Here is a 26,830-nt window from a genome sequence, read left to right as displayed (position 1 = left end):
GGATTGTCAATTTTGGGCTATATACAGGGTCGTATCCGCTTCTTTCATTGCGCTAACTAAGCTTTCCGGTGGTTCTCCATCTGTTATACACCCATATAGATCATTCAGATGAGCGACTGTAAACAGTGAGGCACGACCGATCTTCGTATGATCAAACACAGCAATCGTCTTGTCAGCACGACGCATAAGCATACGAGCTATGTTCGCTTCAAGCTCGGAGTATGTGCTTACCCCTCCCGCAGTGAAACCGTCAATTCCCATAAACATCAAATTGATGTTTATGGCATTCACCGTTTGTTCTGCTAGCGGTCCGCAAAGCTCAAAGCTTTTATTGCGCAACACTCCCCCGGTCAGGACGACTTGAAGATCACTATTCTCCGACAGCTCCATCGCTATATTCACCGCATTCGTTACAACGGTAATATTCTTCCGATGCTTGAGCTGCTGGGATATAAGAAACGTAGTTGTCCCTCCCGTCAGTCCAATAACATCCCCTTCTTGAACCAAAGAAGCGGCCAAGCTTGCGATAGCCAATTTTTCAGCATAAAGAACTTGCTGTTTCTCAATAAAAGGAACCTCGTAAACCGAAGCTGGCTTCACATACATCGCTCCACCACCGACACGTCTGATCACACTGCCGGTCTGCTCCAATTCTTCGAGATCCCGCCGTGCTGTAGCTTCTGAACAGTTGAATGTCGTCATCAGCTCTTGAAGTGACATTTCACCTTTGATCGCCAGCGTACTCAGGATCTGGTTTTGTCTTTCTGCTTTCATACCAATACGAGCCATATCTTTCTCTTCCTCCTAGCTGGTGATTAAACGTTTGCCTCTTCATAGAGCTTTTGAACATTCCCCTGATCCGTAAATTTAGATTTTAACGACTTGTGTCAGGTTACGTGGTTCATCGGGATCGACACCTTTATTCACTGCTGTCCAAAAGCCCAAATACTGAAGAAGCGGTAAGTACATTACAGCGCGTGCTTCATCGCTAACGTCTGCGCCGCCAATTTCAAATACGGAGTCTGCAAATGCTGTATCTTCATCAACACGCGAAGTGAGGATAAGAACATGAGCTCCATATGCTTTCATCTCTTCTGCCACTTTTACCTCATAGGATCTTGCTGTTTCTGACAGAAGTAATATCACTAATGATCCAGGTTCAACAATAGACTTCGGACCATGTCTGAATTCGAGTGTTCCATAACTTTCAGTCCAAATGTAAGACATTTCTTTGATCTTAAGGCACGCCTCTTGAGCAATACCGAAATAACTACCCATACCTAAATAAATTGTTTTTGTAAAATGATTGTTATGAAGTAATTGCTGGGCAAAATCATCTGCTTCTTTAAGCTTTGCACCTGCTTGTTCCATAACAGACTTCATTTCATTAGAATAACTGCCGTCTGCTGCCGCCGCAATAGCAGCTTGCATCATAAACGTCATACTTACGAATGATTTAGTCATCACGGTGCTTTTCTCTTTACCAAACGGAGATACAAGGCATTCTGTTTGCTTCGCCATGCCACTATCCTCGTAACACGTAATGCCGCATGTATCCCAATTCTCCAGCCCTTTCACCGAATCGATGGCTAGAATGACTTCCGTGGATTCTCCAGAACGTGATACACCTACTAAAAGCTTCTTTCCTCCCTTAGCTGAAGACTGATCTCTGAATAGGAAAATTTCAGAAGAAGGGAACGCACTAGCTGGTCTTCCAAGCCATAAGCGGAAAGTTGTAGCCATCGTCTGTGCTTGGTAATACGAAGAACCCGAACCTATAAATATTACCTCTTCGTACTCGGTATTTCCAATATATTTCTTGACCCAATCCTGCTGTTTCGCTAACTGTTCCCAAGCTGCTGCAATCGCTTCGCCTTGCTGTCCAATTTCTGGGTAAGTCAATTGTCCCTTTGTCATGAAAGAACTCTCCCCTCCGTGTTATAATGTTATATTAAATCACTATAATGATTTTTTCAATCATAATATGATCGTTTTCGTCAAACTCGATGATTTTAAACCATAAAAATAAAAAAACCAGATTCCGCATAAATGCAGAATCTGGCTTTTATTATCTAGTGTCATAGCTTATTAGGCTTTAACACCAACGGTTATGATTTCGTAAGGCTTCACAGGAAGCGAATACTCTCCTTCACCATTAAATGGTTGGAGTTCCCCTGGAATCTCAAGGATGGTTGATTTATAAGCCTGAGCTCCGGAAAGATTTGACTGGAGTGCAAGTTCAACTGGAGCACCGCCCATGTTAAACCAGCGAAGCATCAAATCACCCGATTTACGGCTAACTTTGAGGGACGAGAAGGCAAGCTCATTACTCTCCCACTGGAATACTGATGCATTCGGAGTAACCGATCCCTCATGAATACCTGTCTGGCTAACAGTCCATGGAATCTGGAACTGATAGGCTTCTGCATAGGCACCAGATGCCATACCGTCACCACTATGCGGGATAACTTCCATACGTACTGTGCTTTCACCCAGACACTGTGCTTCTGGTGTTGGGAAGTAGCCCCAGTCACCAAGTTCACCAACTGCACGAAGCAATGTTACAGCGATTGTATTACGTCCATCGCGAAGAACTTCGTACTCATTGAGTCCAAGGTTAGCTACAGTCAATCCTGCACCATCACGGCTCACATCAACGAATGCTTGTTGATGAGCTGTATTACTTGGGTTCTCCCATTCTTTAGCGGGAACGTTGTTACGCTGAACGATTTCGAACATCGAATCTACACGGTGAGTCGCAGTTTCCAAGTCTGTTGGGAACAATGCACGCAAACGGTGATCCTTCGCCTGATTGTTGAAGCTAGCTTCGATCTCAACGCCTTTTCCTTCACGGTTCAGGGAGATGAGTGTACGGATTGACAAAACAATCATTTCTTGTGAACGCTGCGTTTTACGATACGGGTAGTAGATCAGCTCACGCTGCTCTTCATCCAGCATAGTATCAGCAGAAGCAGGAATTTCCCACTCATGAATCACTTCTAGCGAAGCACGGAAAGGTGTATCTTCTACAATGCGAATTTTAGCATCCAGCCCTTTTGTAGTCAGCGTCTCTTCGCCTTCTGGCTGTTTAAACATATATTCATTACCGATATCGCCCGTGTTCTCGTATACACCAAGATCACGGAATACTTGGCCGTTTCGCTTGTCTGTCAATGTAAAGGATCCGTCCGTTGCAAGCTCTACTTTAAGATTCGCATTCTCAAGCGTACGCTCTCCTGTGATCAAAGAATCTGCTGCTGCAGAAGCTGAACCTTTTACGAGTGCATATGTTTGGATACCTAGTGCAGCGATGTCTTTAGCTTCAAAAGTCAGCTTCACTCTACGGCACATATATGGTTGACGGAACTTGTCATCTGGAAGGTCATATCCAAACTGAAGTCCGAGATCTTCAATTGTAAATGCAACCGTGTTACCTTCGTTATCAACAACCATACGTTCTGAAAGATCGATATCTTTCATACGCTGGCTTGTTTCTTTCAGGGAATACCCATCACGGAAGTATAGACGTTCAGCATCCAATTCTACAGACACTGTCCCACTGCGCTTCCAGCCCGTTGTGTTGAACACAACGAAAGGTACAGCATCGTCGCCATATTTAGCGAAAGAAGTTGTATCCACAGCTTCTGCAATCGCCTTCTTACTGTCATCGATAATCGTTTCAGCTACATGACGGCTCTTATCGAAACGGGTAACCATTTCGCGGTGAACCTCATCCACACTGCAACCACAAATACTGTCATGCGGATGGTTCTGCATCAATGTCTTCCATGCATAAGTAAAGAGGTGATGCGGGTACTCTTGACCAACCAGACTTGCAAAAGAAGCAAGTGGCTCTGCCACTTTCTCAAGGATGCTCTGACCCGTCTGATTCATTTGTTTCAAGTACACACGAGCCGAAGCCGTATTTACTAGAGTTCCCCATCCATCCGTACGCTGGCTTCTAAGCTCGCCTTGGACAGAAGAAAGGTCTTTACTCAAGCTTTTCTTCACATCTACCAAGTAATCCTCAAAGTTAGAGTGAACAAACTCGGTGTCTGGATGAATTTTTTCCGCTGTTTGAATCGCTTCTGGAAGATCGCATTGAATTGGCTGATGGTCACATCCGTTCATATAGAGCAGTTGCTCTGTAGATGCGTACTTCTCAGCATCTGCAAGCTTTCTTTCCCAGTAAGCTTTAGCTTCTTCTTCGTCTACAGGTACTTCGTTACCGTTACTGTACCAGTTCGCGAATAGGATGCCGAGTACTTTGGAGCCATCTGGTCCTTCCCAAATCAACTCCGAGAAAGAAGACTCAAAGTCACCATCCGATACCGTGTTATTAAAGCCCGTTGGCTTCACGCCACGACCAAAGAAAGCATTGTCGATTCCAGATTGCAGCATCAATTGAGGTGTTTGACCAACAAGTCCAAATGTATCAGGGAAATATCCGATTTTAGATATCGTTCCATAGCTCTCTGCATCCTGATGTCCAATCTGCATGTTACGTACATTCGCTTCGCTGCTAGTCAAGAATGCATCCTGCAAAATATACCACGGACCGATCTGTATACGTCCGTCATGAATAAGCTTTTCAAGTTGCTCTTTCTTCTCAGGACGTACTTGCAGATAATCTTCCAAAATGATGGTTTGTCCATCTAAGAAGAAATAACGATACTCTGCATCTTTCTCCATTGTTTCAAGCAATTGATCCATCAACTGAATGAGACGTACATGATGTTTCTCATAAGGTAAATACCACTCTCGATCCCAGTGCGTATGAGAGATGATATGAGCTTTTCTTGATTCAGTCATAGTTGTCGACTCCCTGCTTCATAGATTGATGTATGACACAGCAAGCGTGTGAATTATAGGATCATACCTACAATTCTTCACGCTTGCTGGTCTAAAAGGCTTGTTTATACTTCGAGCTTTAGAATGTAAAGCTTACGCCTCGTCCACCAGAGGGTACTCTTCCATGTAACTCATCAACTCGTCAACGGTTGTAAATGCAAGACCAGTAACGGTGTCAGCACAGCCGTAGTAGATTGCAATACGACCTGTATCAGCATCCGTAAGCGCTGCGCAAGGGAATGTAACGTTAGGAACATCACCCATGCACTCGTAAGTAGTTTCAGGTCCCAAAATGTAGTTACGGGAACGAGCTAGAACTTTCCAAGGCTCATTAATATCAAGCAAGGCAACACCCATACGATATACGAATCCGTTACAAGTATTAATAACCCCGTGATAGATCAAAAGCCAGCCCTTCTCTGTTTCAATTGGTACAGGTCCTGGTCCAATTTTCTTGGACTGCCATGCGGAAGCATCGCCATTCACTGTACCCATTACATAACGGTGTTTACCCCAGAAGGTGAGGTCAGGGCTCACACTGTAGAAAATATCTCCGAACGGTGTATGACCAGTATCACTTGGACGGCTAAGCATCGCGTAGTAATCACCAATCTTACGTGGGAACATTACACCATTACGGTTATATGGTAAGAATGCATTTTCAAGTTGGTGGAACGTTTTGAAATCTGTTGTATAACCGATACCGATCGTTGGACCATGGTATCCATTACACCAGTTGATATAATAACGATCTCCGATTTTGATTACGCGGGGATCGTAGCGGTATTCACGCTTCGTAATTTCCTCGTCACCTTCGAACACGATAGGGTCATGATTAATCGTCCAGTTAATACCATCTTCACTAAATCCAGCGAAAATATCCATACTAACCGATCTAGAGTCGCAGCGGAATACACCAGCGAATCCACCTTCAAAAGGAACGACAGCGGAGTTAAATACGCTATTGGAATTTGGGATTGCATGACGCTCAATAATCGGGTTAGCGGAGTAGCGCCATACCGGAGCGTTAGTGCCCTCCGGCTTGTCCTGCCAAGGGATATTGTTTAGGGATTCGCCAATAATTTTGCTCATTGTTATGTCTCCTTTTTATAAGAACGTTTATGATGCATCATTTAAGATCACGAAAGACTTACAGAATGCCTTCTTTCATCGCCTTGTAAACAAGTTGGGAGAAGAGGCTGTTCGACCAAGCAAACCATGATCTTGTAAATACTTTCGGATCATCAGCGTGGAAACCTTCATGCATGAATCCGGTATCCGCATCTGTCGCTTCCAGCATAGCGATCATCTCAAGCTTCTCTTCAGCAGAAGAAGCCGTGATTCCCTGCATAGACAGTGCCATATGCCAGATATAATTCTCCGGTGTATGCGGACTTCCGATTCCCTTAGCCATTTTTCCTTCGAAATAGAACGGATTCTCTTTGCTCAGTGCAAAGCGTCTTGTGTTCTGATAAATTGGATCATCTGCTGTTACATAACCAAGATAAGGGATAGACATGAGTCCAGGTGTACCTGCATCATCCATTAAGCAATAGTTACCAAATCCATCGGTTTCGTAAGCATAGATCGGTCCAAACTCTGGATGACGATAAATACCGTAGAGCTTAATACCGTGGTCAATTTCAGCCTCAAGTTTCTTAAGATCAGCCAGAAGTGCCATATCACGGAAGATCCACTCCGCAAATTCTTGCATATGACGGAGAGCTACAACAGCAAACATGTTACCTGGAATGTTGTAATGGAAGTCACACGCATCATCACTCGAACGGAAACCTGACCATACCATTCCTGTGTAGTTGACTGGCATACCAAGTCCATTATTGCGCAAGGAATCTTCCGGAATTCCGTTATCTCTTGTGAAGCGATACGGTGAACGCTCGAAATGGTATTGCTCTGTCTTGAACAGTTCAACGATTTTCAGCATTGCTGCTTTAAATCCAGCATCAAACACATCCGTAAGTCCAGTCTCTTTCCAGTAAGCATAAGCCAGTCTGATCGAGAAGCACAGAGAATCGATTTCAAACTTACGCTCCCACACCCACGGGGACATTTCTGTCTCATCCACGGTGTTCCAATGCCAGTCATTAGCAGATTCATTGAACGCATTCGCATAAGGATCAATATGGATGTAATTCATATGACGCTTAATCACACCACTCAGAATACGCTGCAATTCCGGATCATTCTTAGCAAACGGTACATAGTGCATCACCTGCTCAACGGAATCACGAAGCCACATTGCAGGAATGTCACCAGTGATTACAAACGTAGTTCCGTCGTCCATTAACTTCGTTGTCGTTTCTAGTGTATTAGGAAATGTATTTTTAAAGAGTTGCAGCAATTTAGGGCGATGTGCGAGCTTCTCCTCTGCTTCCTTCAGTACATCTTGAATGGACTGTGGTAGCTCAAGCTTTGGCATAGGTATTTGAGGGAGTCTGAATTGTTCCATGGATACTGGCTCCTTTAAAGTTAAGTATAGTAATAAGAATTAAGTAAATTTCACAGTTTTGATCTCATAAGGGGCAAACGAAAGGGTTATCTTACCTTTGGTACTTGGAATGATTTCGATCTCTTCCTCAAGTGCATTTGATAGATACGCTTTCGTATAAGCATGAGGCCAAGTAAGGGTTACGTTCTCTCTTCCTCCAGAGGATTCATACCACCGAAGAACAACCCCATCACCATCTTCTGCCAGCTTAATTGTATCAAGAACAACATGCTGACTTTCAAACGAAATCCACGAGTGATTAGAAGGCAGTGACCCCTTCTTAGGCACTGTCACTTGAACAGGTAATTCATAGTTGAGCTCTGCAGCTTTCCTGAAGGTACCGGCCTCACGCCAGTCTCCTTTATGAGGATATAAGGAATAAGTAAAATGATGCTCTCCCAGATCTGCAGTGACATCCGGCCATTTTGGAGCTCTTAATAAAGATAATCGAATGGTACTACCCTGGACGTCATAACCGTATTTACAATCATTCAGCAGGCTGACGCCATAACCGAACTCAGATACGTCTGCAAAGCGATGACCACACACTTCGTACTGTGCTTGTTCCCAGCTCGTATTTCGGTGTGTTGGACGTTCAATGGATCCAAACGGAATCTCGTAAGTCGCTTTTTCTGCAACCACATCAATCGGAAAACCAACCTTTAGCAACTTATGTGACTCATTCCAGATGACCTTGGTTTTAAAATCAATACGGCGATCCTGATGATACAAAATCATATCCTGAGTAATCTCCGATTGATGTAGCCGCCAGCGGAAACGGAGAATATCCTTCACCGTACCAGAAAGTACCACTTTCTTCTCCAGCAGCTCGACTTCTCCAGCCACCTGGTCTTCATAGCGTGTATCAATGTCCCAAGCATCCCATAGCGTCGGCCGATCATGGAAGAAATGGAATCGATTCGCACGTTCTCCATCCTTAACCACTTCACGGTCAGCTTCTTTATCATAGAGGCTAACAATCTCACCACGATCATTGAACTGTATCTTGTAGTATTCCGTCTCCCAATCCTGATCCAGCACTTGGGACTTGGTAGCGGTTAAACCATCAATGTCTCCAACATCTCGAACCCAGATTGTCTTGTAACCAAATGCAGGAACTCCCGGCACACGTACGGCAAAAGAAGAAACCCCATTATCATCGGTTACAAAATCACTATCAAGACGATTTCCTTCTGCATCATAAATCGATTGCTTGCAGAGATCCGGTTCACATGGTATGGAAACAACCGCATCACGGGACCATCCCATGCTATTAAAGATCAAGTAAGGAAGACCGTCACCTTCTGTATTTACTTGAGCCGCTAGTGCTTCAAGTCCTTGCTCAAGAGAAGAGTGACCTTTATCAAATACTTCGCCATATTCCTTCTCTGAAGTTACGTAGGATTCGGTAATAGCAGACCCTGGAATAATATCATGGAACTGATTTAATAGAATCAGCTTCCATCCATCATGAAGAGCTGTATTAACCTGCTGCAGCTTCTCGGCTTCCATCATAGGTGCTGCTAACGTGTTCCACAGTTCAGATTCGCGGTATAGCATTTCAGCTCTGCGATTGTGTCTTTTATTACGACCGTGTGTAGTGTAAGTCCCCCTGTGCAGTTCGAGGTAAAGATCTCCTCGCCAGGTTGGAAGTTTCGGATCTTTCTGATCAATACCATCAAAGAAATCCGCTGCCGTGCTATAACGACTGGCTGGTTGTCCGACCATTAAATCTGACCGATCAATATACTCCAGCATTTCACGGGTTACCCCGCCGCCGCCATCACCATGCCCATAGAGCAGCATCTGTTCATTATGAACATCCTTCTGCCGGTAGGATTGCCAGTGATCGTGAATATCTTTTGGAAGCGTATTCTCATTCACTCCATGATTCAAATAAGATAAAATCGGAGTGCCATCAATCCCTACCCAGTGGAACAAATCATACGGAAAAACGTTCGTATCGTTCCAGCCAAGCTTTGTAGTCATGAAGTACCGAATTCCACCATGTTTCAATATTTGAGGTAATGAAGCGCAATAACCGAACGTATCTGGCAACCACTCCACATTGGAGGTTTTCCCGAACTCCTGCTGATAGAAACGCTGACCATAAAGCATTTGTCGCATAAGTGACTCACCGCTCGGTATGTTCAGGTCCGGTTCAACCCACATTCCACCAACCAGTTCCCAGCGTCCTTCAGCAATCCGCTCCTTAACCCGCTCGTACAGTTCAGGATCGTTGTCTTTCAAGAACTGAAACAAAAGTGGCTGACTTTGAGCGTACTTGAACTCTGGAAATTCCTCCATCAATGAATTGATTGTTGAGAAGGTTCGACTCGTTTTACGCACCGTTTCCCGCACGGGCCAAAGCCATGCGATATCGATATGCGACTGCCCCACCATGTGCTCGGTTCCCTCGGCGTTATCGCCAACTTTACGAACCTCATGGATTAGGCTTTCTTCTAATGCTCTCACGGCGTGTCCATTGTGAATCGCTGTGTCGTCCATGGACACAAATCGGTCCATTGCCCGGTATAACGCCTCCATAAGGCGGACACGACGGAAATCCTGCTCTGGTAAAAGAACCATGGCGTCCCGTATGACCGTTACCGTATGCATCAGGCTTTGAATCGGCATATTGACGCTTACAAGCATACTTCGAATTGAAGTAATCGGAGGCTTTATGACCGCTTGTTGATTCAATGGATCAACCGGTTCCGGAATCGGATCAAACAATTCTATTTCGAGATCCATTGTTGTTCCGGTTCGTTTAGGATCGAGTGTAACAAACGTATGATTTTGATCAAGCCCCTGATAAGAGTTACCGTTAATACGCAGCAGCCCTTCTCCTCCAGACTCGAACAATAGACCTATCTTCTCGGCTCTCCAAGTAAGGGGGAGTTCTAAAGTTTTGCGAAAAAAATACGTTGTTCCCTGAGTACTCGGAAACCGATCTAACCCCGTACCTTCTGGATATGGCGCTGTATCTTCATATTGACCAGGAAGTTTATAGGTTGAACGTGTAATATCCCAATCCCGCAGTTCCATTTGCTCTTGCCACTGCCGCTCCGACAGTTCCCGGATAAAACGTCTGATTCGCTCCATAGATTAAACCTCCCGCACCCTTAAATCCGCGCTAAGCGTATCGTTAACATGTCTACCCACCATCACGTGGAACAGACCTGGCTCTACGACATATTTATAATTTTTACCGATGTATTTCAGCTCTTCAGCTCCAACGGTAAAGTTAACGGTCCGGGTTTCTCCCGGCTTCAAGTTCATCTTGTGGAAGCCTTTCAGCTCTTTAGCCGGCCTGGTGTACTGACTTGCTGCATCGGATATATACAACTGAACGACTTCACTACCTTCACGATCTCCCGAGTTGGTTACGTTTAGACTCACAGTTGCCTGCTCATCTACACCAATAATCTCAGGTTCAACCTTGAGATCACTATAGCTGAACTTCGTATAGCTCAGACCATATCCAAACGGGTAGCGTGGCTTTGAATCTTCTTCCAGATAGCGTTTACCGCGCGAGCGCTTTCCATAGTAATACACAGGGAGTTGTCCGACATGCTTCGGAATAGAAATGGTCAAACGACCTGACGGGTTAACATCGCCGAACAAAATATCAGCAATGGCATGACCACCTTCTTGTCCTGGATACCAAGCTTCCAGAATTGCATGAGCATGTTCATCAATCCAAGGTTCTGCAATCGGTCTGCCATTGATATACACAACAACAATCGGCTTACCTAGCTTGTGGATTTCTTGAAACAACTCAAGCTGGACGCCAGAAAGTTGAAGGTTCATACGGTCAATTCCTTCACCACAGTCCATATCGCTCCATGAATGCTCTGTCACCTGGGATGCTCCGGTTCTTAAATCAATGGTCCCTTCGCCAAAATCACGGGCACTGGAACCCCCAAGAACCATAACAATTGTATCCGCTTGTTCAGCACAAGACAAGGCTAAATCAAATCCTTCTTTCGAATCGTCCTTAATTCTGCACCCTGGTGCATAAAGAACGCGCTGTGTCTCATCGACGAACTTGTGACGAATTCCCTTTAATACAGTAGCAACATGCTCTTGTGGTTGCGGTGAAGTATAATCACCCAATTGGTTGTATCCTTGATCTGCATTTGGACCGATGACTGCAACCGTACCTGAAGTTTTGGATAGTGGAAGTAGATCTCCCTCATTCTTCAGCAAAATCGTACCTTCAGTTGCCAACTGACGAGCTAATCTCTTATGATCATCGCTACCGATGACCTGTTCTGCTCGGTTAGGGTCAACATATGGGTTCTCAAACAACCCTAAACGGAATTTTAATGTTAATACTCGCAAGACAGCTTGATCAATGACTTCTGGTTCTAATTTGCCAAGTCGTACCGCTTCAAACAAATGCTTACCGAACATCTCTCCGGACATTTCCATATCAATTCCTGCTCGAATCGCTTGAATTGCAGCATCCATACCGTCCTCAGCCGTATCATGACCGGAAGCTAACATATCTATAGCTCCGCAGTCCGTAATGACCATTCCCTTAAAGCCCCACTCCTTGCGTAGCAGCTCCTCCAGAAGCTCGGAGTTAACCGTACACGGAACGCCATCGATTTCGTTGTAGGCTGGCATAATTGATTCTGCACCAGCTTCAACTGCTTTTCTGAATGGCAATAAATCGACTTCAAGCAATTCACGATAGCCCATATGAACAGGACCTGCATTTCTGCCACCTTCAGAACTTCCGTAACCTGCAAAGTGCTTCAGAGTTGCAACCACACTGTCTGTCCCATCCAGTCGCTCACCTTGAAGACCTTCTACAGAAGCAACACCAAGCTCACTGATCAAATAAGGATCTTCCCCGAAGCATTCCTCTGTACGTCCCCAGCGAGGATCCCGTACAACATCAAGCACAGGAGAATAAGTGGCAACACCACCCTGGCTCCTTGTCTCCCGAGCAACAGCTTGGCACATTTCCCGGTACAAATCCACATTCCATGTGCTGCCAATAGATAGCGGCACTGGGAAGACTGTTCCTCCGATAGCCATGTGCCCATGAGAGCATTCCTCTCCGATCAGGATCGGAATACCCAAACGAGAATGTTCAATGGCATATCGCTGAATTTCGTTAACCGCTTGAGCGCCTTCTTTTGGTGAGAGACCATTATCAAGCGTAACACCTGTCCAAGGGTCAGCACGTAGCACCCCATATAAAGAGCCTACGCCGCCATTCTCCACTTGTTCTTTGAAAGAATCCGTTAAAGATATTTGACCATTCTTATATTCGTAAGTCTTCCAGCCGAAAGGTTGTATAAGCTGTCCAATCTTTTCTTCAAGTGTCATGAGACTCAGCAAATGCTGAGCCCTATCTAGTGCAGGTTTGCTAGAATCTTTAAAGGTCATTCCCATATCCCCCGGTCACTACATGTTTTATTCTTTCACCGCACCAATCGTCAAACCTTGGATGAAATAACGTTGGAAGAACGGATACGCCAGGATGATAGGTCCTGTCGCCAGTACAACCATCGCCATACGAGAAGTATCCTGAGGCAGCGATTGAAGAGCATCCATGCTTAGAGAAGCGTTCTGAGAGTTCTGTAGTATAAATTGCATGCTAGTTTCAATTCTCATTAACATCGATTGTAAAGGAACTAAGTTCGGATTATCGATATATAATAGAGCGTTAAACCAATCATTCCAATATCCCAAAGTACTGAACAAACCGATCGTTGCTAGACCTGGTAAGGAAAGCGGAAGTACAAGTTTGTAGAAAATCTTGAACTCTGTAGCACCGTCAATTTTACCGGACTCCACAATAGCATCCGGAACACTTGTGCTATAGAACGTACGTAGAATCATGATGTAGAAGGCATTCACAGCAAGTGGCCAAATCAAAGCCCAGATGGAATCCTTCAGACCAAGAAGCTGGGTAGCTACAATGTAAGTTGGAACCAAGCCACCATTAAAGAGCATGGTAAAGAATGCAAAGAATGAGAAGAAGTTACGGTATCTGAAACTTTTACGCGACACTGCATAAGCATACAATGCGATTACGCAAAGGCTAATGATCGTACCTACCACGGTAACGAAGATCGTTACGCCATAGGAGCGAAGCAGAGTATCTCCTGTTTCAAATACATATTTATATGCTTCAAGACTCCATTTTTCCGGGAAGATTTGATAACCGTTCTTTGCAAGTGATGTCTCATCCGTAAAGGAGATAATCATAACAAACAAGAATGGAAATACACACATAAAGGCAAAAATACCTGCAATTATGTTCGCACCAATATTCCAACCTTTGGAGAGCTGATGAAAGTCTTGGGTTTTGGGTTTTCTTTTAAACATGTCTCGTACCCCCTTTGAAGTAAATTCGCTTGTTAGAACAACGCGTTGTCCTTATCGTATTTGCGCACGATATAGTTGGAAGTCATGACGAGAATGAATCCGACAACGGATTGATACAAACCAGCTGCAGTACTCATACCGATCTCACCTGTTGTTTTCAAACCACGGTATACATAGGTATCAATAACGTTCGTTACCGAATACAGGGTACCGGAATCTCTCGGCACTTGATAGAACAATCCGAAATCCGCATAAAAGATTTTACCTACAGCAAGTAGAGTTAGAATCGTCATAAGCGGCTTCAGCATCGGGATCGTGATTGCTTTGATCTGCTGCCATTTGTTCGCGCCGTCAATCATAGCTGCTTCATACAAGGACTTGTCTATACCCATAATCGCTGCGAGATACACGACACTGTTATAACCAATTGCTTTCCACAAGCTAATTAGAATCAAAATGTAAGGCCAGTACTTCGCCTCCGAATACCACTGGATTGGATCTACACCAAACCAAGCAAGAATCTGATTCAGCATACCTTTATCCATGCTGAGGAAGCTAAACGCAAAATATCCAACAATTACCCATGATAGGAAATAGGGAAGAAACATACCGGTCTGGTACACTTTCGCCAGTCGTTTATTTACAATCTCAGACAACACAATTGCCAAAGCAACAGATAAAATGAGACCTAATACGATAAATGCGAAATTGTACAACACCGTGTTTCTAGTGATGATGTATGCGTCATTGGTACTGAATAAGAATTTAAAGTTATCGAGTCCAACCCACTTACTGTCTATGATGCTGGCAAGAAACCCATCGCGGCTAAAACGGTATTCTTTAAACGCAATGATTGTTCCAAGCATCGGCAAGTAAGAGAAAAAGAGAAACCAAATGGCCCCCGGCAAAACCATGAATAGCATGGCCTTATTCGTCATGATATTTTTGAAAAATTGTCCGATCGCTCTCACGTCAATCCCTCCTCGTGATGAATGAAAAAGAAGGGCGGTGGATGACCGCCGCCCTATCTAATCCACATTGTCAATCTAATTCTTACTTACTTGCTTTCCATGCATCCACTTGACTCTGAACTTCAGTCATAATCTTGTCTAAGCCAGCAGCTTTCAATTTTTCAACAGCTTTAGGCAAGTATTGTTCAGGATCAACAGTTCCCGTCATAAGCGGAGCCCAGAATTCTTCTTTTACGTTGTTGACTGCTGCAAGTTCGGAAGATACTTTTGATGGGTTGAAGTTAAATCCGAGAAGTGGTGCATTTGTACCGGACTCGTTAAACTTCTTGAACTCTTCCCATTTGTTCTCAGGATCTTCTGGATTCAAGTAAGTCAGCATTACGTTACCAAAAGTAAATGTAGGCACGTCATAGTTTTTAGATGCTGGAAGGTTCTCCATTACATTCTCACTAACTTTCTTGTAGTGCTCGCCTTCAATACCGGAGTCTACCAAGTTACGAAGTTTCGCATCCGTATTAAGAAGGTTCAAGAATTTCATTGCTTCTTCTGGATATTCTGAGTTCGCAGAAATCGCTTGCATGGAGCCCATTACAGACCAGTTGTACACTACAGGATCGTTCGCCGGTGTAGAAACTACAGGGTAGCCATAGCTTTGGCTCCACAGATTGTCTGCAAACGGCTGTGTTGCTGCACGGTCAACAAACCAGTTACCGGAAGTGAACAAGTCCTGAGTTGAAGTTGTTGTAGCCGCTTCTGGAGAAATGTAGCCCGCTTTGTAGTATTTGTTCATTGTTTTCAAAGCTGCCATTAGTTCAGGTGATTCTAATGTGTTTACAACTTTCAAGTTCTCTTTGTCATCCAAGTGAACAGCCATTGGCATTTTTTCAATAACTGCATCATAAGGAGTCAACGGACCAAAATCTTTACTGATTGCAAGTGGAACCACATTAGGTTCGTTCTCTTTGATCACTTTAAGAAGTGGTTCAAGACTTTCAAGTGTATCCACTTTACTAATATCCAAGTTGTATTTATCAACTAGCTTCTTGTTAAAACGCCATACTTCTTGAGCTGGGAGCTCTTTGTTAGCTGGAATAGCGTAGTTATGTCCATCAACCTTAGAACCTTCCAGGAATGCTGGGTCCAGTACTTCTTTAATACCTTGACCTTCCTTCTCTAGCAGCTCGTCCAGTTCCATAAATGCGCCTTTTCTTGCATTCTGTACATAGTCAAATGCCCATGAGCTTGTAAACAGAATGTCCATTGGCTCGCCGGAAGCAGCCATAACCTGCATTTTTTGGGAGTAGTCACCAAAGTCGATCATTTTCATATCCACAGTTACACCGATTTTTTCAGCAGTGTACTTATTAATTTCAGCTTCAACCTTTTCCAGGTCTTTTGGAGGTGCACCAATTGTGTACCAGATCAACTCAACTGGCTTGTCCGAAGAACCACCATTGCTTGCGCTTCCATTTGACGAATCTTTAGCCCCGCCACATGCTGATAACAACATCGAAATGGACAACAACATCGTCATGGGAATGAGCCATTTCTTTCTCGACTTACTCATTTCATTTCCTCCCTTTTGTCTCTCTTTGTTTATTTTCTATACATTAAGATTACCGGATGAAAGCATTTTCACATAGGCGAAAAACTAAAGGTATTATGGTTCAAAATAAAGAAAAAAACTACTCTGAACATGAAATTCAGAGTAGTCCTTTAAAGTCTCTTGGAGAAAGGCCAACATATTTTTTGAATTGCTTATAGAAATAGCCTGTTTCCCAGTAGCCAACCTCTCTTGCAATTTCCTGTACCTTAAGTGGTGTCGTGCGAAGTAGTTCTTTTGCTTTCTCAATTCTGTAACGATTAATGTACTCGGTAAAACTCTCCCCCGTTTCTTTATGAAAGAGATGACCCAGATACACAGGATGAATGTGATAATGGGCTGCCAGCACCTTGAGCGACAAATCTTCATCATATGATTCATGAATATGATTGAGCGTCTGCTGGATCACTGGACTTTTCGTATCGCTATTCAGTGCATCAACCAATCCACCGATTCCATCTTTGACTGCACGAATCAAATCATCAATGGAGGCCGACTCCACAATACGACTGAGCGTGTTTTTCACAAAATCTGGGGCCGCACTATATTGTATATCACTTAGTTCAATCTTAATTCGGATAATAAGTTCTACCGCAATGCTCTGTAATACGCTTGGCATGATCCCCGGAGTCATACGTAGCCGTTCAAAGTCACTGTCGATCGTATGGAATAACTCCTGCTTGTCCCTTGCAGAGATTCCCTTGGCATATCCTTGCCATTGGAACGAAAAAGATTTGGATGCCTCATCCTTCTGCTCTTGTATATCGACATAATCCACATATGAAGGCTGATCTAGAACAAGAAAATATTCTTGTGCCTCTTTAGCATGCCTATAACTTTCTGTATTATGATCCGAAATAGTCTCTATGCTTCCAAGAGAGATGCTGATATCCTCCTCAAAACATTGTTCCCGAACCTGCTGCAACAACCGAATTGCTCTCGGCTTCTCTACCTCAGGATCATCCATGGTAAAGATCACGACAAAGTCTCCATCATAGTCGATTAGATACATCACATTCTTCTCTGTCTCAACCAGCTGCACTAACGCCTGATCTAACTTAGAGGATTGTGCTCGTAACACGGATACCATCATGTAAGGCTGATCTAGTCTAAGACTTAGCAATGCGGCACGCTCAGATAATTCTTCCGGCTCTATTCTGCCTGTTAACCACCGATAAAGAATATTCGTTCTGAGAATCGATATATCATATTCATCTAGCATGTACTTCGCTTTTGAAGCATTAATCTTGTTGATCGTTCCAGAAAGAGTCTCCTCAAGTTCCTTCAAATTAATTGGCTTAAGGAGATAGTTCTCAATCCCGAGTCGCATAGCTTCTTTCAAATATGAAAAGTCATCGAATCCACTAAGAATGATGACCCTAAGTTCGGGCTTAATTTTTCTAGCTTCAGCAATCAGTGTAAGCCCTGTCATCATTGGCATCGAAATATCTGTAATGAGGATATCCACAGGAACACTCTGCATCTTCTCAAGAGCCTGCCGCCCATTCTCAGCAGTCCCTACAATTTCAATACCAAATTTAGGCCAATCGACCGCATCATATAGTCCTTCGATAATAAAGGGCTCATCATCCACAAGAAACACTTTATACATCGTTCTTCACTCCTCTATGTCACCGGAAATTCAATAATTAATGTTGTTCCAATATCCGGCTTGCTCTGGATGTCCATGCCATAGTCATTTCCATATGTCAGCTTAAGACGATCATTCACACTCCGAAGACCGAATGACTCTCCACTCGATTCCGGAGCCTGGAGTCGATTAAGGATGCTGTTTAACTTCTCTTCTGCGATCCCCTTTCCGTTATCCTGGATTTCAATATGGATTCGGTCACCACGTTCTTCGGCTTTAATGTGAATGTAGTTATCATACCGGTCTGACCTAAGACCATGGACAATGTAATTTTCAATGAGTGGCTGCAGCGACATTTTGATGATCTCTATATCTTCAATCTCTTCGTCCCAATCGATCTCATAAGTGAATTTATCTTTATACCTAATCCGGAATAACTCCAAATAAAGGCGGCAAGCTTCAAGTTCATCCTTCAATGTATGAATACGCTTCTTCTGTACCATATTCTTAAATAATACCGATAAGCTATAAATCATCTCCGCGACATCTGTGGCACCTTGAGAGTACGCCCGCATTCGGATGACTTCCAAAGTATTATATAAAAAGTGAGGATCGATCCTTGCTTGAAGTGCCGATAATTCTGCATTCTTCTGATTAATCTCAGCTTTATATACCCGATCGATGTATCTTGTTAATTCATCAAGCATTTCATTAAAACTATGCGAAATTTGGCCAAGTTGATCCTCTCTCGGATCTTGAATTCTGGCTACCAAATCTCCAGTTTCAACTTTGCGCATAAACCGGATAATGTTATTGGTGCGTTTCGAATAATTCACAATCAGTATGGCAGGAACGAGAATTGCAACGAAGATAGAAATCAAGGCAAGCGGAATAATGGTATTTAGCAGACCTTTATAAGACTTAGCAACCTCCGCTTTGGGAGCAATCCCAACTACCGTATACCCCCCTTGATTACGAGCCAAGGTGGTTATATAAGACTCTTCCTCAAGATCAACTACCTCTTTTGGATTCAGAAGTTCATCTGCATAAGGATAGCGCTTTCCATAATATTTATTAGAAGAATCAAACAACACCTGTCCATCCGCGGACAATACGAGAATGTAACCCTTCAATTGAGGACTGATCGTCTCCAGCACCTTGTGCAGTCCATCTGTCCGGTAATAGACAAGGAGTTGTCCGATGTTCTTATAAGTTCTCATATCATTAATAGGACTTCTAATCGCATACAACGATCGATCTTCATTGTGAGTCAACTTTCGGACCCATTCATTAGGTAGAGTAACACTTTGGGTCTCTAGTGCCATGGCATCCGGAATAAAAGAATGCGTGGAGTTCGCCTGATACAGTCGATTCATACTTCCCTGTTTGTACACATACACATATTGTTTCTCAGCACTGTAGAGAAGAATATTCTCAATATCAGCATCGTCTTCAAGACGCTGCTTGAAATACGCCAAGACACTTTCAGAATGTGAGACGTTAGAACCCGTGAAGCGATCAATTCTTTTTGCCATATATTCATTGAAATTATTCATTAGAAAAAAAGACGCATCATCACTCAGCGGATTATTACGATACATATCATTCACATAAGATTGTACATTTGCGTATTTCTGATTCACATACCTCTCCACTTGCTCTACAGCTTCACGCTGAGTATTCATTTCACTGCGTATGGCGGATTGTGACAGAAAATGATACATCCAATATGACAACGACAAAATAGTAATAATGGCGATCACTGAAAATGACAGCAGCATTTTTGTAAACATATTATTCTTTATATAATTTCTATAGAGGTAAACTAAAGACAAGGGTGTCTAACTCCTTCCTGATGCAAATACCCATAGCTTGTTCGTCCTACCCCTCTAATATAACATGATCCGTCAACTTTAAAGTGCTGTAATAATCTGGAGTTATGGTCGTACTTAAAGAAGCCAAGGGCTACTAAGCACCTTGACTTCTGCTATATACTGAAACATTACATATTTAAAGCACGACTTTCCTTGAACAACTTCGTTACCTGCTCCTGCTGATCCTCGTCACACTCCAGAAGAACCAAAGTTCGATCTAACTCCACTTGCTGCTCGTAACTCCTTGCATCATCCTCTGGTATTCCAAGTCCGTGCAAGCTTACGGCCAAACTGTCTTCCTCACCACTTCCAACTCCCGCCCCTGCGGCTCTTTCGGCAATCGGCCCCACCGCTGCTACAGGTTCGGTCAACACCTCTAATCCAGATACTACAATTCGTAAGGAACCTAGGAGACCACTTGAAGCTGTTCCCGTATTGGGCTTCATCGTGCCTGTCAAATCACTCAGGTCTTCTAGCATCTTCACATTCCGTCCGATCATCGATATATCCTTCATTTTAAATCCCAGTTGTCCTAATCCGCTAATCACACGGTTAAGATCAGATTCCGCTTCAAACACACCTACCAAAAGAATCGCCATTTATGTTTTCCCCCGATACCTAAAATGGATTATGTACGCTTAAATCATTAACCTTACGCATCAAAAAATAAACGATAGATACTGAAGCCAATTTTATGTACCTAATGCGCGTCTACCTATTGTTACACATAGACTATTTGAGAAGGAGTGATTGAATATGCCTAATTATCGGATTATAATCGATCGATCGAATTATGAGCTTCATTTACTCGATGGGAACCGTGTCGTGAAAACATATCCTATTGCTGTTGGCAAACTAGCTACTCAGACACCTTCAGGAACCTACACTATTATTAATAAAGAACCCAATCCAGGCGGACCTTTCGGTTCATACTGGCTCGGCTTGTCCAAACCCCATTATGGTATACATGGAACGAATGATCCTTCCTCCATTGGGAGGAGCGCTTCACACGGCTGTATTCGAATGCATAACGAAGATGTCAACGAGCTCGCCTCTCTTGTTCCTATCCATACACCCGTGGAAATAGACCGATGCTTTGCTTCTGGATAAATCCCCCTTCATTCAAAACTGGCTAATTTGGTTAATGAGAACTGTTAAGTCGCAAGCAATTGCGACACTCTACATAGCCTGGAGGGAAAGCCCTATGATGCAGAGCAAATATTTTCGTACCTGCCTTGGTATCATTGCACTGCTGTTAATTATTTATCTTGGTGCCAAAGTCAGCTTCTTGTTCAACCCCATCGTATCCATTTTTAACATGCTTCTCGTTCCGATTGCTGCAGCGGGTTTTTTCTACTATTTACTCCGTCCAATTGTGGACTATCTGGAACGAAGAAAGATCAAACGCCCCCTTGGCGTACTCATGATTTATTTTGTGTTTGCTGGATTATTCATAATGTTTATTCTTCTCGTATGGCCTACGTTAAAAGAGCAAATCGAAAATTTCATAGAGAATGCGCCAAATCTGGTAAATGATTTACAGACACAAATGAATCAGCTGAGCAAAAACCCTTTCTGGTCACGCTTTATGCCTTCAGAATCAGAACTGTACAACGGTCTAATGGACTATGCGAATCGTGCTATGACATGGATCAGCAACTCTATCAGCAACCTTATTTCCGTTGTGTCTGGAGTAGTTGTTATCATCGCCACTATTCCTATTATTTTGTACTACATGCTGAAAGAAAGCAGCAAGCTACCTTCTAAGCTTTTAAGTGTAGTCCCTAGAAGATATCGCAAAGATGGACAAGAAGTGCTTAGCGATATCGACAGTGCCCTTAGTAACTTTATTATCGGGAAAGTTATCCTTAATCTCGCACTTAGTGTTCTTATGTATATTGGATTTCTCATTATAGGTCTTCCTTACTCACTATTGCTGACCATTATTTCGTTCATCCTTAACTTCATTCCGTATGTAGGTGCCCTGCTGGCATCCATACCTGTCGTTATCGTAGGTTTTATCGAATCACCGAGCATTGCCATTTGGTCCGTTGTCGTCATTGTCGTTGCTCAACAAATTCAGGACAACATACTTACACCTGTGATCTACGGTAAACAACTTGATATTCATCCGCTTACCACAATCATTCTACTGCTAATCGGTGGTGATTTTTACGGAATATTAGGTGTTCTCCTAGCGATTCCAGCTTATATGGTACTCAAAATTATTGTTGTTCGCGTATATGAGCTGTTCCTGGCAGAGAAAGTTGAAGATGCTTAGTGAGTCAACGAATTCAGGTTCATTCTTTACCCAACAAAAAAAGGGCACCGGCAAATGCCGGTGCCCTTCATGTTCTGAATCATGTCTTACTATACTTTACCTCTTAAGGAACGAACAACAAAGCTATGATTCGCTTTCATGAATCGCTCACCACTAGACAATGTAACGGTATCCGCATCATGAGCCGTCAAAATGGCCTGAGGCGCCACTAAAGTATCACCTCTCCATATCATCACTTTAGAACGGAAGTATATCGCATTATCAAATTGGATAGCATGTTTAATCTTATACCCAATACAGTTTAACATCGGGGTCAAATCTGCCCGCTCAATTCTTGCAATCGCTTGAAAGGGTACCACAATATCACCTGGTACAATCACTACCCTCTCCTGCATGTTATCCCATATTTTCAGCACACCTTCAACAGTGACCTTGGCACCATCACGACGATGGACAAGTACATGTCGCCCAACCCAATGCTTCAACGCGGTCACCTCCTTGGATTATTAACCTTTTGTCTGAGACAGTTCAGGAATACTCCAGTCCATCGGTTCAATGCCTTGCTCCTCTAAAAAAGCGTTCGATGCTGAGAAAGGACGACTTCCAAAAAATCCTCTTCTTGCTGCGAGCGGACTAGGATGCACGGATTCTAATACGCGGTGACGCGTCCGGTCTATAAAGGCACCTTTCTTTTGCGCATAACTCCCCCATAGAATAAACACCACTGGAGTTGTACGCTCATTTAACTTCGCAATCACGGCATCCGTAAACTTCTCCCAACCTAATCCTTTGTGCGAATTAGGTTGTCCTTCCCGTACTGTGAGCACTGCGTTCAACAACAGGACACCTTGATTGGCCCAGTGCATCAGAGACCCATGCAATGGAGCAGGAATGCCCAGATCTGCTGACAACTCTTTATAAATATTATGTAATGAAGGTGGGATCCTTACCCCAGGTTTAACAGAGAAGCTCAGACCTTCCGCTTGCCCCTGACCGTGGTATGGATCTTGTCCCAAAATAACTACTTTTGTCCGATCATAAGGTGTCTGTTTGAGCGCACGAAAAATATCTTCTTGTGGCGGATAAACGGTGTGCTCCTTATACTCTTCCGCTATCTTCAAAGTTAACTCTTCAAAATACGGTTTCTTGATTTCTTCTTGTAAAATTAAGTCCCAATCATTATTAAACACAGATATTTCCTCCTAGCAGATGTTACCGGATGATCATATATTATAGTATTAAAAATACTACACTCTTTCTAGCAAAAAATAAACCGGCTTCCAGAAGGAAGCCGGTTTATTTTTTGCTATTCTACTCTTGATGCCGAGGACGGGGGTCGAACCCGTACGGTAGTCACCTACCGCAGGATTTTAAGTCCTGTGCGTCTGCCTGTTCCGCCACCCCGGCATGTCTAGGTGCTAATACGATGTGTTCATCAGCTTGTGCTGAACGTCTTAGCGACAAAATAGATAATATCATGGTAACTATATTGTTGTCAACACTTTCAATTCATTTTATTAAAAAAAATAATTAATAATGAAAACTATTGGACTTACGTCCTCTTTCTTATCATTTAAGAATAATTTAGCTTGTCAATTCAAAGAATACTAAAAAACGTCAATTTTCATGACAAGCAAAGGATAAATAAAAAAATGAAAACAATCTTACTGCTCCTGCTCATCATCACCAATACCATGCTATGTTCCCCACTAGATGCCATGCCTTCCGCGACAAGTAAAGGAAGAGAATACTATGAACAGCGTGGAGATATTGTGTGGGAGGTCCCAACACAGAATAAGGTCATTGCTTTCACTTTTGATGACGGGCCTGACGATGACTCAACGGCAAATATTCTCGATTTACTGAAACAGTATGATGCTAAAGCTACATTTTTTGTCGTGGGGAACCGGGTGGAGAAATATCCCGAGATTGTCCAGCGTGAGTTGAAAGAAGGTCATGAGGTCGGCAATCACTCCTTTAGCCATCCGTCCTTTGTCAGAATCGGCAGCAATTTTATGGTTACTGAACTAAACAAGACACAAGAAGCTATTCATACAGCAACAGGACATAAGTCTATACTGTTCCGTCCTCCAGGCGGCAGTTATAATGAATCCATCGTTCAGCACTGTAAGAAAAGTGGTCTCCTGATGATCCTCTGGTCTTGGCACCAAGATACACTGGATTGGAAAAAACCTGGAGTTGATAAAATCGTGAATAAAGTACTTAAGAACGCGCATAACGGTGATATCGTGCTAATGCATGATTTTGTATCTGGGAGTACACAGACCTATGAAGCACTGAAGATCATTTTGCCTGAGCTGAAGCAGAGAGGCTACTCGTTTGTTACGATCTCCGACCTGCTCTCTTATCGTGAACAAGCTAAAAACTATATGGAAGTGAACCATTAAGCTCTTCGGATTCTAACATGTCTAAAAGTCCATGTATCAAAAGATACATGGACTTTTTTTGCGTTACTCTTATGTTCATTTAATTAAGCGACACCATTCTCCACAGACTTAGACTCACGCTGAGACTTATTTAACAAAACAATTCCAACAATGACTAGAATAAGCGCAGCAACCTTCATGAATGAAAATTGCTCTTGAAATATAAACACGCCCATAATCGCTGTCAGTGCCGTTCCGACTCCTGACCATGTTGCATATGCAGCAGATAACGAAATACTCTTTAACGCAAACGACAGAAGCGTGAATGACCCCAAAAATCCGATTACTACACCTACTGATGGTAAAAGTACTGTAAACCCTTCAGAGAGCTTTAACATTGTGGAACCAAACACCTCTAGCAAAATAGCTAAACTTAAATAAATAGCACCCTTCACATCATTACTCCTCTACTAAGATAAATTCAGCATGACAATTCCAATGACTAGAATGGCGATACCTAAAAATCCTTGACGGTTCACCTTTTCTTTGAATACAGAGACTCCAATCACAACCGTTAATATGGTCCCCACACCACTCCATGTCGCATAGGATAACCCTAATGGCAGCCCACCTAAAGCTTTCGATAACAGATAAAAAGCCAAGACATAACCGGTAATTACACCAATCATCGGTTTCCATTTCGTAAAACCATGAGATAGCTTTAACATCGTAGCGCCAAACACTTCGGAACAAATTGCACCTGCCAAAAACAAATAAAAAATCACATTCGCCCCTCCCTAATCCGCTCTAGTAAATAAGTGATCATCCTTCTCTGCTCTTCTTCATTTAACTCACCGATCCCAAAGATTTTGGAATACCAAAGCCCATCACAAGCTAGCCTTAATGACATGCCAAGTTCAAACGGTATCCCTTCCTTTTTCATCTCTGCCGTAAACCTTTTACACTCCTCATTCCACATCTTCAGCACTTCAATATGATTGGCAGAAGCCGCCAATACACTTGCGTCAATTCCGATATATTTCGGATCAAATATATCGTTCAAAGTAGCTATAGCATAAGCTTCAACGTAGTTCTTCCCGGCTTCCATCTCAAGCTGTATAGAATTCCTAAAACGTTCAAGTGCATAAAGGTTGAGACCTACGATAAGTTCCTCTTTATTAGGAAAATGATACAACAATCCCCCTTTACTAACACCCGCTTCAATTGCCACTGCCTCTAGTGTAAGTGATCCTATGCCTTGGGTTATGATGACTTTGGATGCTGCTTCCAGCAACTTCACCTTCTTAGACATGCTCGCCCTCCTCTTACTGTACCGTCCGGACGGTTTGATGAAATTATTATAACATAACTTGCATTGATTTAAAAAACATCATCAAATATGATCATGGTTTTTCAGAATTTTAAGGAGAATTACAATGATGCCGATATAAAGATATATAGGAGGTGTCATATGGACATTGCAGCATTATCTATCTCCATGAGCCAAGCTTCGTTATCGCAAGCAGTCAGTCTCCAAGTTATGAGCATGGCTAAGAATCAGGCTAATATCCAGGGCCAGGGACTGGTACAAATGATGGAGAAAAGTGTCGATCCAAACCTAGGAAAAAACTTAGACATATCTGTATAGTAAAAGGAGCAGACCTTTAAAGGGCCTGCTCCTCTTTTTTGAACATTCAATTAACTTGTTCTTCAATCTCTCTTACCAGCAGCCATTGTCCATTAATAAGCTGCCAATTCTCTATCGTAAACAGTCTTGCCAGTACTTTATCATCTTTCTCGATCAACAATTCATAAAAAACTACGGCATGGTTCGTGTCTTTCAGTCGAATAACCCTGTTTTTAAACTTCTTCTCAGCCCCTAAGAGTTCATTGACAGACAGCCTCATCCCGTTCATCGCTTCTTCCCTATTGTAGAAAGCCGGTTTGTCTTTGGCACCCATGAAAAAGGCTACGTAGTAGTGCTCCGCCATCCTCTCGAGTTTAGATGTATCGCCCGATTGCATTGCCAAATTCCAATCTTCGATGAACTCATCGTGCATTTGGGTGAAAATCATTAATTCATTATCCAAACATTCAACCACGGATTCCCCAGCTCCTTGCCTGTTGAATTTATGAACTGGTTAAATGATTCTCCACGTTCTTTGGAATTCCCTTCCCGAATCACTCAAAAAGGTTCTTTTGCGAACCCTTTATCCCGTTTCAGTTTGTTTAACAAGCTTTAATACTCCCGGTTTAGACTTGTAATAAAAACAACCAAAGACAGGACCATGACTAAACAAATCGCTCCCACAATTGCTGCTCCCTTCATCGATCCAGAAAGTAAGAATACCAAGAATGAAGGTATGATAAATGATACGCCTAATAATGCCCGATGAGTTTTTTCTTGCTGTT

General features: G+C 43.0%; 23 protein-coding genes and 1 tRNA gene. 4 read left to right on the top strand and 20 right to left on the bottom strand.

Annotation, left to right across the window (positions count from 1 at the left end):
• Positions 1-6: 6 nt before the first annotated feature.
• From ACK8P5_RS08080 to ACK8P5_RS08020, 13 genes are all read right to left on the bottom strand, one after another.
• Positions 7-789 (bottom strand): DeoR/GlpR family DNA-binding transcription regulator, encoded by a 783-nt coding sequence (locus ACK8P5_RS08080; RefSeq protein ID WP_422660430.1) that lies wholly within the window; start codon positions 787-789, stop codon positions 7-9.
• 78 nt (positions 790-867) lie between these two features.
• The gene (locus ACK8P5_RS08075; RefSeq protein WP_422660429.1) at positions 868-1,917 is read right to left on the bottom strand and encodes an SIS domain-containing protein; all 1,050 of its coding nucleotides are present in this window, start codon (positions 1,915-1,917) and stop codon (positions 868-870) included.
• Positions 1,918-2,088: 171 nt separating this feature from the next.
• A complete protein-coding gene (locus ACK8P5_RS08070) occupies positions 2,089-4,812 on the bottom strand; it encodes an alpha-mannosidase (protein WP_422660428.1) in 2,724 nt (907 codons plus the stop codon).
• Between the two features lie 132 nt (positions 4,813-4,944).
• Positions 4,945-5,943, bottom strand: a complete 999-nt coding sequence (locus ACK8P5_RS08065) for a glycoside hydrolase family 130 protein (protein ID WP_422660427.1) — start codon at positions 5,941-5,943, stop codon at positions 4,945-4,947.
• 58 nt (positions 5,944-6,001) lie between these two features.
• Complete coding sequence (locus ACK8P5_RS08060) at positions 6,002-7,321, bottom strand: glycoside hydrolase family 125 protein (protein WP_422660426.1); 1,320 nt, start codon at positions 7,319-7,321, stop codon at positions 6,002-6,004.
• Positions 7,322-7,360: 39 nt separating this feature from the next.
• Positions 7,361-10,465 carry an alpha-mannosidase gene (locus ACK8P5_RS08055; RefSeq protein ID WP_422660425.1) on the bottom strand — a complete coding sequence of 1,035 codons (3,105 nt, stop codon included), beginning with the start codon at positions 10,463-10,465 and terminating at the stop codon, positions 7,361-7,363.
• Between the two features lie 3 nt (positions 10,466-10,468).
• Positions 10,469-12,766, bottom strand: a complete 2,298-nt coding sequence (locus tag ACK8P5_RS08050; protein ID WP_422660424.1) for a glycoside hydrolase family 3 N-terminal domain-containing protein — start codon at positions 12,764-12,766, stop codon at positions 10,469-10,471.
• Between the two features lie 27 nt (positions 12,767-12,793).
• The gene (locus tag ACK8P5_RS08045; protein ID WP_422660423.1) at positions 12,794-13,711 is read right to left on the bottom strand and encodes a carbohydrate ABC transporter permease; all 918 of its coding nucleotides are present in this window, start codon (positions 13,709-13,711) and stop codon (positions 12,794-12,796) included.
• A gap of 32 nt (positions 13,712-13,743) precedes the next feature.
• Positions 13,744-14,673, bottom strand: a complete 930-nt coding sequence (locus ACK8P5_RS08040; RefSeq protein ID WP_422661412.1) for an ABC transporter permease — start codon at positions 14,671-14,673, stop codon at positions 13,744-13,746.
• 91 nt (positions 14,674-14,764) lie between these two features.
• Positions 14,765-16,249, bottom strand: coding sequence for an ABC transporter substrate-binding protein (locus tag ACK8P5_RS08035; RefSeq protein WP_422660422.1), 1,485 nt, complete (start codon positions 16,247-16,249; stop codon positions 14,765-14,767).
• 136 nt (positions 16,250-16,385) lie between these two features.
• Positions 16,386-17,897 (bottom strand): response regulator, encoded by a 1,512-nt coding sequence (locus ACK8P5_RS08030; RefSeq protein WP_422660421.1) that lies wholly within the window; start codon positions 17,895-17,897, stop codon positions 16,386-16,388.
• Between the two features lie 14 nt (positions 17,898-17,911).
• Complete coding sequence (locus ACK8P5_RS08025; protein ID WP_422660420.1) at positions 17,912-19,711, bottom strand: cache domain-containing sensor histidine kinase; 1,800 nt, start codon at positions 19,709-19,711, stop codon at positions 17,912-17,914.
• A gap of 167 nt (positions 19,712-19,878) precedes the next feature.
• Positions 19,879-20,349 carry a hypothetical protein gene (locus ACK8P5_RS08020; protein WP_422660419.1) on the bottom strand — a complete coding sequence of 157 codons (471 nt, stop codon included), beginning with the start codon at positions 20,347-20,349 and terminating at the stop codon, positions 19,879-19,881.
• Between the two features lie 157 nt (positions 20,350-20,506).
• Here ACK8P5_RS08020 and ACK8P5_RS08015 point away from each other — a divergent pair, with 157 nt between their 5' ends.
• Entirely contained in the window at positions 20,507-20,860 is a 354-nt protein-coding gene (locus ACK8P5_RS08015) for a L,D-transpeptidase (protein WP_422660418.1), read from the top strand.
• 94 nt (positions 20,861-20,954) lie between these two features.
• Complete coding sequence (locus ACK8P5_RS08010) at positions 20,955-22,031, top strand: AI-2E family transporter (protein WP_422660417.1); 1,077 nt, start codon at positions 20,955-20,957, stop codon at positions 22,029-22,031.
• A gap of 89 nt (positions 22,032-22,120) precedes the next feature.
• Here ACK8P5_RS08010 and ACK8P5_RS08005 read toward each other — a convergent pair whose 3' ends face one another.
• The 3 genes from ACK8P5_RS08005 to ACK8P5_RS07995 form a co-directional block, all read right to left on the bottom strand.
• On the bottom strand, positions 22,121-22,516 hold the full coding sequence (locus ACK8P5_RS08005; protein WP_422660416.1) for a hypothetical protein: 396 nt from the start codon (positions 22,514-22,516) through the stop codon (positions 22,121-22,123).
• Between the two features lie 21 nt (positions 22,517-22,537).
• Positions 22,538-23,221, bottom strand: a complete 684-nt coding sequence (gene ung, locus ACK8P5_RS08000) for a uracil-DNA glycosylase (protein WP_422660415.1) — start codon at positions 23,219-23,221, stop codon at positions 22,538-22,540.
• A 131-nt stretch (positions 23,222-23,352) separates the two neighbouring features.
• Positions 23,353-23,438 (bottom strand) — tRNA-Leu (locus ACK8P5_RS07995).
• A gap of 287 nt (positions 23,439-23,725) precedes the next feature.
• Here ACK8P5_RS07995 and ACK8P5_RS07990 point away from each other — a divergent pair.
• A complete protein-coding gene (locus tag ACK8P5_RS07990) occupies positions 23,726-24,439 on the top strand; it encodes a polysaccharide deacetylase family protein (protein ID WP_422661411.1) in 714 nt (237 codons plus the stop codon).
• 83 nt (positions 24,440-24,522) lie between these two features.
• Here ACK8P5_RS07990 and ACK8P5_RS07985 read toward each other — a convergent pair whose 3' ends face one another.
• Genes ACK8P5_RS07985 through ACK8P5_RS07975 form a run of 3 tightly spaced genes read right to left on the bottom strand, consistent with a single transcriptional unit; the run spans position 24,523 to position 25,730 of the window.
• Positions 24,523-24,873 carry a DMT family transporter gene (locus ACK8P5_RS07985; RefSeq protein ID WP_422660414.1) on the bottom strand — a complete coding sequence of 117 codons (351 nt, stop codon included), beginning with the start codon at positions 24,871-24,873 and terminating at the stop codon, positions 24,523-24,525.
• A 15-nt stretch (positions 24,874-24,888) separates the two neighbouring features.
• Positions 24,889-25,203: a DMT family transporter gene (locus ACK8P5_RS07980; RefSeq protein WP_422660413.1), complete on the bottom strand. Its 315-nt coding sequence runs from the start codon at positions 25,201-25,203 to the stop codon at positions 24,889-24,891.
• Positions 25,200-25,730 (bottom strand): TetR family transcriptional regulator, encoded by a 531-nt coding sequence (locus tag ACK8P5_RS07975; protein ID WP_422660412.1) that lies wholly within the window; start codon positions 25,728-25,730, stop codon positions 25,200-25,202. The genes ACK8P5_RS07980 and ACK8P5_RS07975 overlap by 4 nt, the downstream gene beginning before the upstream one ends.
• 159 nt (positions 25,731-25,889) lie before the next feature.
• Between ACK8P5_RS07975 and ACK8P5_RS07970 the strand changes: the two genes are divergently transcribed.
• Positions 25,890-26,066, top strand: coding sequence for a YjfB family protein (locus tag ACK8P5_RS07970; RefSeq protein ID WP_422660411.1), 177 nt, complete (start codon positions 25,890-25,892; stop codon positions 26,064-26,066).
• 46 nt (positions 26,067-26,112) lie between these two features.
• On the opposite strand, the gene ACK8P5_RS07965 is transcribed toward ACK8P5_RS07970, so the two are convergent.
• Positions 26,113-26,508 carry a hypothetical protein gene (locus ACK8P5_RS07965; RefSeq protein ID WP_422660410.1) on the bottom strand — a complete coding sequence of 132 codons (396 nt, stop codon included), beginning with the start codon at positions 26,506-26,508 and terminating at the stop codon, positions 26,113-26,115.
• Positions 26,509-26,830: the final 322 nt, after the last annotated feature.

Origin of the sequence: Paenibacillus sp. EC2-1, assembly GCF_049311625.1 — a bacterium.
Classification (GTDB): domain Bacteria; phylum Bacillota; class Bacilli; order Paenibacillales; family Paenibacillaceae; genus Paenibacillus_AQ.
The sequence above is the reverse complement of the archived record's forward strand: the minus strand, read 5'-3'. Positions and strand labels throughout refer to the sequence as shown.